Below are 10,347 nucleotides of genomic sequence, written 5' to 3'. Positions count from 1 at the left end.
AGAGCATTGGAACCACCTGATCCCATCCCGAACTCAGCAGTGAAACGATGCATCGCCGATGGTAGTGTGGGGTTTCCCCATGTGAGAGTAGGTCATCGTCAAGATTCATTCCGAAACCCCTGATTGCATAAGCAGTCAGGGGTTTTGTCTTTCTGGAATCTGAATTTCTTGCGTAAAACTTCCAGGCAATAAAAAGCCACCGCAAGGGTGGCTGTAGAACGCAGGCGGGATCAGTCCCCGCGATATTCGCAACCGCTTGTGCAGGTCTCATGGATGCGGATGGCGGAAAGCTCGGGCAGCAGAGGCTTGAGTTCGTCCCAGATCCATTTTGCCAACACTTCGCTGGTGGGGTTTTCCAAGCCAGGAATATCGTTGAGGTAGTTATGATCCAGCCTCTCGTACAGCGGCTTGAAGATGGCCTTGATCTCGGAGAAATCGCGGATCCATCCGGTATGAGGATCGACCGGTCCGCTCAGATGAATGCCAACCCGGAACGAGTGGCCGTGCAACCGGCCGCACTTATGGCCTTCGGGTACGTGAGGCAGGCGGTGTGCTGACTCAAAAGTAAACTCTTTAAAAATTTCCACGACATGATTGCTCTGAAATAATGGCGATCGCTTGAGCGATTCAATCAGCTCGCGAGTTTAACAGCTATGCCTCGAAACACCACGTTCGCGGATACCCTGTACGGCCACGACTTGATGGCATGTGGCCAGAACTCTTCAGTTTGAGTTAAGTTGTCAGGGGTAAGCTGATCTCCGTGAATCAGATCGCCAACGGAGGCGGATATGAAGACCTTTACCACTTTGCTGGCCGGAGTGGTTATTGCCATGACGGCGCACACGGCCTTTGCACATGACCTTGACGCCGCGCAAGGCCAGGCACTCCGAGACAACGGTACTATCCAGAGCGTTGAAAAGCTCAACGCAGCGGCGTTGGAGAGCCACCCCGGGGCGAAGATCACAGATACCGAACTGGAAAACGAATACGGCAAGTACATCTACAAGGTAGAGCTGCAGGATGAAAAGGGCATCGAGTGGGATCTGGAGCTGGATGCCGTGACCGGGCAGGTCTACGAAGATCATCAGGATAATTAATGAATACCCATGCACGTCTGTGCATCATTGCCGGCTGCAGTCTCCTGTCGATGGCGACTGTTGCACGGGATCTGGACCAGGACGAAGCGCTGCAACTGCGGCAGCGGGGCGTGATTCAGCCTCTGGAGCAATTCATCGAACGAGCGCTGAGTTACCACCCAGGCTCCAGGTTGCTTGAAGCCGAACTGGAAGAGAAACACCACCGCTACGTCTACGAGTTCGAACTGCTGACGCCCAGCGGTATCGTACGTGAGCTCAAGTTCGACGCCCGTGACGGACAATTACTGAAAGATGAGGAAGACTGATGCGGCTGCTGCTGGTTGAGGACAACGTACCTTTGGCCGATGAGCTGATGGCCGCGCTCGGGCGCCAGGGGTATGCGGTCGACTGGTTGGCGGATGGCCGAGACGCGGTCTATCAGGGCGTCAGTGAGCCCTATGACCTTATTGTGCTGGATCTGGGGCTGCCAGGCTTGCCCGGCCTGGAGGTCTTGCAGCAGTGGCGCGCCAATGGCCTGGCGATCCCTGTTCTGGTGCTGACGGCTCGCGGCTCGTGGTCGGAACGCATCGAGGGGCTCAAAGCGGGTGCGGACGACTACCTCACCAAGCCCTTCCATCCAGAGGAGCTCCAACTGCGCATCCAGGCGCTCCTGCGTCGATCCCATGGACTTGCGAACCAGCCCACGCTGGAGTCCGCAGGGTTGAATCTGGACGAGGGCCGTCAGTGCGTCATCAAGGACGGCGTCGACATCCAGCTGACTTCCGCAGAATTCCGGTTGCTGCGTTACTTCATGCTGCATCCCGAGCAGATTCTCTCGAAGAGTCACCTGGCCGAACACCTCTACGACGGCGAAAACGAGCGGGATTCGAACGTGATCGAAGTCCACGTTAACCACCTGCGCCGCAAGCTCGGCAGGGGAGTGGTGGAAACCCGACGCGGGCAGGGTTATCTGTTCGGCGGTGCCGCTACTTGAGGTCGATACAGCGCCGCTTGAGTGTGGGACTGATCGCGGTTCTGGTCGTGGTCGGTCTGATCGTCACCCAGACCGGACTGTGGCTGTTCGAGCTGGGCCTGCAACGTTATCTGGAATCAGGACTGCGCAACGAGAGTGAGAACCTCCTGGTGTCTCTGGCTCGGGGCCCTGCGGGCATTCAGCTCGACGAGCATCGATTGTCCGGCGCGTATCAGCGGCCGCTGTCGGGGCAATACTTCCGCATCGATTTCGAGAAGGGGCATTGGCGCTCCCGCTCCCTCTGGGACTTCGAGCTGCCGGAGCCGAAAGTCACCGGCCTGCACGCCAATGTCGAATTGGGTCATACCGGGCAATCGCTTCTGGTGCTGACCGAGGACTACCGCAAGTTCGGTCAGCGGATCATCATCACCGTGGCGCAGGACTACACCCCGGTACGTGCAAGCTTTCAGCGTTTGCAGCAGATCGGCTTTGGCCTGGGGCTGACGGCGCTGCTCATCGTGCTGTTCCTGCAACGCTTGACAGTGCGTCGTGCGCTTCATCCTCTGGAGCGAGTGCGCGAACAGATCTCTCAGCTTCAGCAGGGGCGCCGTTCCCACCTGGACGAAGCGGTCCCGCTCGAACTCGAACCGCTGGTGGCTCAGATCAATCACCTGCTGTCGCACACCGAAGACAGCCTCAAGCGTTCGCGCAACGCCCTCGGGAATCTGGGCCACGCGCTGAAGACGCCCTTGGCGGTTTTGCTCAGCCTCGCCTCGAACCAGCAGCTGGACGCCCACCCGGCCATTCGCAAGACCTTGCAGGAACAGCTCGAAAACATCCGGCTGCGGCTCGAACGAGAACTGAACCGGGCGCGCCTGTCGGGCGACGCTCTGCCGGGCGTGCGTTTCGACTGTGACGTCGAACTCAAGAGCCTGTTCGATACGCTGCGCATGATTCACGGTGGCCACCTGGATCTGGTCAATGACGTTGATCCGGGCGTGCAGCTGCCTTGGGATCGGGAAGACATCCTGGAAGTTCTGGGCAACCTGCTGGACAACGCCTGCAAATGGGCCGACAGCCTGGTGCGCCTGAGTATCGAGAGCGAGGATGGCGGTTATTGCCTGAACATTGATGACGACGGTCCGGGCATTCCGGAAGCCCGCCGTGAAGCCGTCTGCAGCCGTGGTATCCGCCTCGATGAGCAGACCAGCGGGCATGGCCTGGGCCTGGGCATCGTGCGTGACATCGTCGAAGCCTGGGGCGGGCGCCTGCAACTGCTGGAAAGCCCCATGGGCGGCCTGCGGGCCAGCATCCACCTTCCTGATCGTAATGTCTGATGCGGGCGTTACCTGACCGCGCGCGAGCGGCGTGAGCACGGCACTCCCGCCGTTCCTGGCTGACTAAGCTGTAGACCGGGCGCGACGCTGCGGCCTACGACATGGACAGGACATGAACGAAACCACGCTTCAATACAAAACCCTTTTATTGCTGGTCGTGCTGGTGACCCTTGCCTTCATCTGGATACTGCTGCCTTTCTATGGCGCGGTGTTCTGGGCGGTGATCCTGGGGATCATCTTCGCGCCGATTCAACGTCGGATTCACCTGCGCTACAACTGGCCACGCAACGTCACTTCGCTCTGCACCCTGACGATATGTCTGGTGCTTGCCATTCTGCCGGTGATCATCATCAGCGCCTTGCTGGTCCAGGAAGGGACTGTGCTGTACAAGAACGTCGAGTCCGGACAGCTGGATATCGCCGGCTACCTTGCCGAATACAAGGATCTGCTGCCTGACTCGATGCAGCGTCTGCTGGACCGCATGGGCATGGGCGATCTGAACGGCCTGCGCGACAAGATCGCCAAAGGCGCCATGCAGGGCAGTCAGTATCTGGCGACCCAGGCCTTCAGCTTCGGGCAGGGAACCTTCGACTTCGTGGTGAGCTTCTTCATCATGCTCTACCTGCTGTTCTTCTTCCTGCGTGACGGCCAGGAACTGGTGCGCAAGCTGCGTAACGCAGTTCCACTGGCTGATCAGCAGAAGCGCCGGTTGCAGCTCAAATTCACCCGCGTGGTACGCGCCACAGTGAAGGGCAACGTCGTGGTCGCGGTGACTCAGGGCGCGCTCGGCGGCTTTATATTCTGGGTACTGGATATTCCGAGCGCTCTGCTCTGGGCCGTGATCATGGCCTTCCTGTCGCTGTTGCCGGCGGTGGGTGCGGGCATCGTCTGGGCGCCAGTGGCGGTCTACTTCCTGTTGAGCGGCATGATCTGGCAAGGCGTTGTCCTGGCGCTGTTCGGCGTACTGGTCATCGGCCTGGTGGACAACGTTCTGCGCCCGGTGCTGGTGGGCAAGGATACCCGCATGCCCGACTACTTGATCCTGATCTCCACGTTGGGCGGCATGGCGGTCTTCGGCCTCAATGGTTTTGTGATCGGGCCTCTGGTTGCCGCCTTGTTCATGTCGACCTGGGGTATCTTCGCCGGCTCCAAGAGGAAGGTCCAACTGCCCGGCTGACCGAATTCAGAGCAAAAAAAACCCTGCTCCAGAGCAGGGTTTTTTTGTGTCCGGCGATCAGCTCGCCATTTGCAGCCCGGCGTTGACCACCAGATCCAGCAGCGGCTGTGGGTAGACACCCAGCACGAAGGTCAGGATCGCGACGGCCAGCAGCATCACACCGCCGGTACGTTGCGCCCAGTTGAACGCCGCATCGTGACGCGGCATCTGGTTGTCCACCAGATACATGGTCACCATCACCCGCAGGTAGTAGAACAGGCCAATGGCGCTGCCGAGAACCAGTGCGCCGGTCAGCCACCACAGATGCGCTTCGACACCGGTCGCGATCATGTAGAACTTGCCGATGAAGCCCGCAGTGAGCGGAATACCCGCCAGCGACAGCATCATCAGGGTCATGACCGCGGTCAGGTAGGGACGACGCCAGAACAGCCCGCGGTACTCGAACATCGCGTCCGCGTCACGACCGCTGTAAGGCGACGACATCATGGTGATTACACCGAAAGCGCCCAGAGAGGTCAGCACATAGGTCACCAGATAGACGCCGATGGCTTCTACCGCGATCCCCTTGCTGGCGACCAGCGCGATCATCAGATATCCGAAGTGAGAGATCGACGAGTAGCCGAGCAGACGCTTGAGGTTGCTTTGGGTGAGCGCCAACAGGTTGCCCACCAGAATCGAGGCCACGGCGATCACCGCCAGTACATCGGTCATGACACCGCTGCTGGCTGCCGGAGAGATCTGGAACAGACGCACCAGCACCGCAAATACCGCTACCTTGCTCGCCGTCGCCAGGAAGGCGGCGATAGGGGCAGGAGCGCCTTCGTACACGTCCGGCGTCCACAGGTGGAAGGGTACCAGAGACAGCTTGAAGGCGAGACCTACGACCATCATCGCCAGACCCAGGCTGGCGAGGGCGCTTGGCATGCCGGTGGCGGCGATTGCTTTGCCGATGCCCGTGAAGGTCAGCGCGCCAGCGTCCGCGTAGAGCAGCGCCATACCGAACAGCAGGAACGCCGAACCCGCAGCCGACAGCACCATGTACTTGATGCCGCCTTCCAGGGACCGCTTGTTGAAGAATGCATAGGCGACCAGCCCGTAGACCGGCACCGAGAGCAATTCCAGTCCGATAAACAGCCCGGCGAGATGCTGCGCGCTCACCAGGACCATACCGCCGGCGGCGGCCAGCAGGATCAGCAGGTAAAGTTCTTCGCGGTTGCCCGGGTAGCCGACTTTGTCATCACCCAGATAAGCGTGGGCCATGGTTACGCAAGCCAGGGTCGAGGCCAGGATGATCGCCATGTACAGACAGGCGAAGCTGTCGATCTGCAGCAAAGGCGTCACCGTCAGCGGCGCGACCTTGAGTGCGGGGATAATCGACAGCAGCGCCAGGTTGAGGCCCGCCACCGACAGCAGAAAGGTTTGCGAGTGATTGCGGCGCCATGCGATGGCCAGCATCACCACGACAATGGTGATACTGGTGATCAGCAATGGAGCAAGCGCAATAAAATGTTGAATCGTCAGGTCCATAGCGCTCTTACCGGGCCGAAGCGAGTTGAGTGAAGGCAGTGCCTAGCCATTGCTGCACACCGTGCATGGTGGCTGCGGAAGTGTCGAGGAACGGCTGCGGGTAGACGCCCAGCAAGACCAGCAACACGGCAAGGCCCAACACCATGATCAGTTCCCGTCCGTCCATGCCCTTGAGGATCTCGTCGGACTTGGACGGGCCGAAATAGGCACGGTGGATCATGATCAGCGAGTACACCGAACCGAATACCAGGCCCGATGTGGCGATCGCGGTGACCCATGGCGAGCTGACGAAACTGCCCAGCAGGATCAGGAACTCGCCTACGAAGTTACCGGTGCCCGGCAGGCCGAGTGAGGCAGCCGCGAAGAACAGGCTGATCGCTGGCAGGTAGGCAATCCGAGACCACAGACCGCCCATCTCGCGCATGTCGCGGGTGTGCAGGCGCTCGTACAGCTGACCGCTCAGGATGAACAGTGCCGCCGCCGACAGACCGTGGGCCAGCATCTGCACGACCGCGCCCTGAAGTGCCTGCTGGCTGCCGGAGTAGATGCCGATCAGTACGAAGCCCATGTGCGACACGCTGGAAAACGCGATCAGACGCTTGATGTCGGTCTGCGCGAATGCCAGGAAGGCTCCGTAGAAAATACCGATCAGGCCCAGTGTCATCGCGATCGGCGCGAACTCCGCCGAGGCGTTGGGAAACAACGGCAGGGCAAAGCGCAGCAGACCATAGGCAGCAGTTTTCAGCAGGATACCTGCCAGGTCCACGGAGCCTGCGGTCGGCGCCTGGGCGTGAGCGTCAGGCAGCCAGGAATGCAGCGGCACCACTGGCAGCTTCACCGCGAACGCGATGAAGAAGCCCAGCATCAGGATGTACTCGGTACCCGGCGCCAGCTGCGTTTTCAGCAGGTCGGCATAGGCGAACGTCAGCACGCCGGTCTGGTTGTAATGCACCAGAACCAGACCCAGGATCGCCACCAGCATGATCAGGCCGCTGGCCTGGGTGAAGATGAAGAACTTGGTGGCGGCATAGATACGGGTACGCTTGCCATCCGAAGAACTGTGACCCCAGAGCGCGATGAGGAAGTACATCGGCACCAGCATCATTTCCCAGAAGAAGAAGAACATGAACAGGTCGATGGCCAGGAACACGCCGACGACACCGCCCAGGATCCACATCAGGTTCAGGTGGAAGAAGCCCACCTTGCGCTGGATTTCGTTCCAGGAGCACAGCACCGACAGCACACCGAGCAGGCCGGTGAGCAGAATCATCAGCAGCGACAGGCCGTCGAGCGCCAGGTGCACATCGATGCCGAAGCGCGAGATCCACTGGCGGTGGAATTCCAGGGTCCAGGACGGATCGGCGCCGGGGACCGGGGCCAGAGTGTAGTCGCCGACGGTCCACAGCCAAAGGCCCAGAACCAGTTCGAGAGTCATGGTCAGCAGCGCGATCCAGCGCGGCAGAGTGGCGCCGAAGCGCTCACCCTGCCAGCACAGCAGGCCACCGATGAAGGGGATCAGGATTAGCCAAGGCAGAATCATGACGGGCTCAATTCCTTTCGCAAATTCGCAAGGTTCATGTCAGACCGCAACCAGAACGACGGCGCCGAGCACCAGAACGGCACCTGCGGCGATCGAGGCAGCATACCAACGCAGCTGGCCGGTCTCGGTACGGCTCATGGAGTCATGACCGCCTTTGACCAGACGCGGGATCAGGCCGATGCTGCGGTCGAACGGATCGCTACGCAGCAGATGGCTGATCGCCAGATAGGGTTTGACGAAGAGCTTGTCGTAGATCCAGTCGAAGCCCCAGGCGGCGAACCACCAGGTGGAGAAGAAACGGCCCGGTGCGCTCTTGGCGATGGCGCCGACCGCGCGACGCTTGCCCAGGAACAGCAGCGCCGCCAGCAGGATACCGGCCAGGGCGATGGCGCCCGAAGCGATTTCCAGGCTGTGCTTGGCTTCTCCGCCCGCGTGACCGACGCTCTCTGGCAGGACGCCTGCCAGAGGCGGGGTGATCATCGCGCCGATGAAAGTCGAGAGGACGATCAGCACCGACAGCGGCAACCAGTGAGCGATACCGTGACCGGCGTGCGCTTCGGTCTTCGCTTCGCCGTGGAAGGCGATGAAGATCAGGCGGAAGGTGTAGAGCGACGTCATGAACGCACCGACCAGACCGGCGTACAGCAGGCCGGTATGACCGCTGGCGAAAGCTTCCCAGAGGATTTCGTCCTTGGAGTAGAAACCGGCGGTCAGCAGCGGCAGGGCGGCCAGGGCAGCGCCACCGACGATGAAGCTGGCGTACGCCAGCGGCAGTTTCTTCCACAGACCGCCCATCTTGAAGATGTTCTGCTCGTGGTGGCAGGCCACGATGACCGAGCCCGAGGCAAGGAACAGCAGCGCCTTGAAGAACGCGTGGGTCATCAGGTGGAAGATCGCGCCTTCCCAGGCGCCGACGCCCAGCGCCAGGAACATGTAGCCGATCTGGCTCATGGTCGAGTAGGCGAGGATGCGTTTGATGTCGGTCTGTACCAGCGCCGCGAAACCCGCCAGCACCAGAGTAACGCCGCCGACGATGCCGACCAGATGCAGGATATCCGGCGCCAGGGCGAACAGGCCGTGAGTACGGGCGATCAGGTAGACGCCCGCGGTGACCATGGTCGCCGCGTGGATCAGCGCCGAGACCGGAGTCGGGCCGGCCATCGCGTCGGCCAGCCAGGTCTGCAGCGGCAGCTGGGCGGATTTGCCGACCGCGCCGCCCAGCAGCATCAGGGTCGCCAGCACGATCCAGAAGTCGCCGGTCTTGAAATGCTCGGGCGCCCGGACCAGCAATTCCTGAACGTTGAGCGTGCCCAGTTGCTGGAACAGGATGAACAGGCCGATGGCCATGAACACGTCGCCGATGCGGGTCACGATGAAGGCTTTCAGCGCTGCGTTACCGTTGTTGCGGTTGCTGTAGTAGAAACCGATCAACAGGTAACTGCACAGGCCCACGCCTTCCCAACCGAAGTAGATGAACAGCAGGTTGTCGCCCAGGATCAGGAACAGCATGCTGGCGATGAACAGGTTGGTGTAGGAGAAGAACCGGGAGTAGCCCGCTTCGCCACGCATGTACCAAGACGCGAACAGGTGGATCAGGAAGCCCACGCCGACCACCACGCCCAGCATGGTGACCGACAGGCCGTCCAGATAGAGCGCGAAGTTGGGCTGGAAGCCGTCGACGTCCATCCAGCGCCACAACACTTGGGTGTAGTGACCGCCTTCAGGCGGCGCGACATTGAACTGCCAGATCACCCAGGCCGCCACGATGGCGGAAAGGCCAATGGAGCCGACGCCGATCAGCGCCGCGAGGTTTTCCGAAATGCGGCCCCGGGAGAAGGACAGCAGCAGGAATCCGATGAGAGGGAATACGAAAGTCAGAAAGAGAAGATTCATCCGCGCATCTCGCTGGCAGCGTCGATATCGAGAGTGTGGAAGCGGCGATACAGTTGCATCAGGATCGCCAGGCCGATACTGGCCTCGGCCGCCGCAAGGGTGATCACCAGAATGAACATCACCTGTCCATCCGGCTGCGCCCAGCGGCTGCCGGCCACGACGAATGCCAGCGCGGAGGCGTTCATCATCACTTCAAGGCTCATCAGCACGAAAAGGATGTTGCGCCGCACCATCAGACCGACCAGACCCAGGCAGAACAACACACCGGCAACCGCCAGTCCGTGTTCGAGGGGAATTGCATTCATGGCTTGACTCCTTCTTGCCTGGCTTCTTCACGACCCAGATGGAACGCGGTGACCGCGGCGGCCAGCAGCAGCATCGAGGCGAGCTCCACCACCAGCAGGTAAGGGCCGAACAGACTGATGCCGACCGCCTTGGCGTCTACGGTCGTATGACCGATGGCGGCACCGGTCGGGTTGGCGAACAATACGTAGAGCAGTTCTCCGAGCAGCAGCACCGCCAGGATCACAGGCCCCAGCCAGACGCCGGGCTTGAGCCAGGTCCGTTCCTGGTCGACCGAGGTCGGCCCCAGGTTGAGCATCATGACGACGAAGACGAACAGCACCATGATTGCGCCGGCGTAGGCAATGACTTCGAGCACCCCGGCGAACGGAGCGCCCAGCGCGAAAAAGGTCATGGCCACGGCGATCAGGGAGATGATCAGGTAGAGCAACGCGTGCACTGGATTGGTGTTGGTGATCACCCGCAGGGTGGACACGACCGCAATGCCAGAGGCGAAGTAGAAAGCGAATTCCATCTTTACA

Annotated in this window: 11 protein-coding genes and 1 rRNA gene; 6 read left to right on the top strand and 6 right to left on the bottom strand. The window is 60.8% G+C overall.

The window, feature by feature from the left end; translation table 11 throughout:
- Window positions 1–104 (top strand): 5S ribosomal RNA (rrf, locus tag TRP66_RS05320); the annotation flags it as partial.
- Window positions 105–230: 126 nt separating this feature from the next.
- Here the strand turns inward: rrf and queD are convergent.
- Window positions 231–587 (bottom strand): 6-carboxytetrahydropterin synthase QueD, encoded by a 357-nt coding sequence (gene queD, locus TRP66_RS05315; protein WP_333400319.1) that lies wholly within the window; start codon window positions 585–587, stop codon window positions 231–233.
- A gap of 201 nt (window positions 588–788) precedes the next feature.
- Between queD and TRP66_RS05310 the strand changes: the two genes are divergently transcribed.
- The 5 genes from TRP66_RS05310 to TRP66_RS05290 all read left to right on the top strand — a co-directional run bounded on the left by TRP66_RS05310 (window position 789) and on the right by TRP66_RS05290 (window position 4,563).
- Window positions 789–1,097 (top strand): PepSY domain-containing protein, encoded by a 309-nt coding sequence (locus tag TRP66_RS05310; RefSeq protein WP_333400318.1) that lies wholly within the window; start codon window positions 789–791, stop codon window positions 1,095–1,097.
- On the top strand, window positions 1,097–1,402 hold the full coding sequence (locus tag TRP66_RS05305; protein ID WP_442965167.1) for a PepSY domain-containing protein: 306 nt from the start codon (window positions 1,097–1,099) through the stop codon (window positions 1,400–1,402). The genes TRP66_RS05310 and TRP66_RS05305 overlap by 1 nt, the downstream gene beginning before the upstream one ends.
- Window positions 1,402–2,070, top strand: coding sequence for a response regulator transcription factor (locus TRP66_RS05300; protein ID WP_333400317.1), 669 nt, complete (start codon window positions 1,402–1,404; stop codon window positions 2,068–2,070). The genes TRP66_RS05305 and TRP66_RS05300 overlap by 1 nt, the downstream gene beginning before the upstream one ends.
- Window positions 2,067–3,386 (top strand): ATP-binding protein, encoded by a 1,320-nt coding sequence (locus TRP66_RS05295; RefSeq protein WP_333400316.1) that lies wholly within the window; start codon window positions 2,067–2,069, stop codon window positions 3,384–3,386. Before TRP66_RS05300 ends, TRP66_RS05295 begins: the two co-directional genes overlap by 4 nt.
- Before the next feature lie 112 nt (window positions 3,387–3,498).
- Entirely contained in the window at window positions 3,499–4,563 is a 1,065-nt protein-coding gene (locus TRP66_RS05290) for an AI-2E family transporter (protein ID WP_333400315.1), read from the top strand.
- Between the two features lie 57 nt (window positions 4,564–4,620).
- Here the strand turns inward: TRP66_RS05290 and nuoN are convergent, their stop codons facing one another.
- From nuoN to nuoJ, 5 genes are read right to left on the bottom strand one after another with little or no spacing between them, the layout of a single operon-like run.
- The gene (gene nuoN, locus TRP66_RS05285; protein ID WP_333400314.1) at window positions 4,621–6,090 is read right to left on the bottom strand and encodes an NADH-quinone oxidoreductase subunit NuoN; all 1,470 of its coding nucleotides are present in this window, start codon (window positions 6,088–6,090) and stop codon (window positions 4,621–4,623) included.
- 7 nt (window positions 6,091–6,097) lie between these two features.
- Window positions 6,098–7,630 carry an NADH-quinone oxidoreductase subunit M gene (nuoM, locus tag TRP66_RS05280; RefSeq protein ID WP_333400313.1) on the bottom strand — a complete coding sequence of 511 codons (1,533 nt, stop codon included), beginning with the start codon at window positions 7,628–7,630 and terminating at the stop codon, window positions 6,098–6,100.
- Between the two features lie 39 nt (window positions 7,631–7,669).
- The gene (gene nuoL, locus TRP66_RS05275) at window positions 7,670–9,523 is read right to left on the bottom strand and encodes an NADH-quinone oxidoreductase subunit L (protein ID WP_333400312.1); all 1,854 of its coding nucleotides are present in this window, start codon (window positions 9,521–9,523) and stop codon (window positions 7,670–7,672) included.
- Window positions 9,520–9,828 (bottom strand): NADH-quinone oxidoreductase subunit NuoK, encoded by a 309-nt coding sequence (gene nuoK / locus TRP66_RS05270; RefSeq protein ID WP_125832723.1) that lies wholly within the window; start codon window positions 9,826–9,828, stop codon window positions 9,520–9,522. The genes nuoL and nuoK overlap by 4 nt, the downstream gene beginning before the upstream one ends.
- Window positions 9,825–10,340, bottom strand: a complete 516-nt coding sequence (gene nuoJ, locus TRP66_RS05265; RefSeq protein ID WP_333400311.1) for an NADH-quinone oxidoreductase subunit J — start codon at window positions 10,338–10,340, stop codon at window positions 9,825–9,827. The genes nuoK and nuoJ overlap by 4 nt, the downstream gene beginning before the upstream one ends.
- Window positions 10,341–10,347: the final 7 nt, after the last annotated feature.

Origin of the sequence: Pseudomonas sp. JDS28PS106 (assembly GCF_036706555.1) — a bacterium.
Classification (GTDB): domain Bacteria; phylum Pseudomonadota; class Gammaproteobacteria; order Pseudomonadales; family Pseudomonadaceae; genus Aquipseudomonas.
The sequence above is the reverse complement of the archived record's forward strand: the minus strand, read 5'-3'. Positions and strand labels throughout refer to the sequence as shown.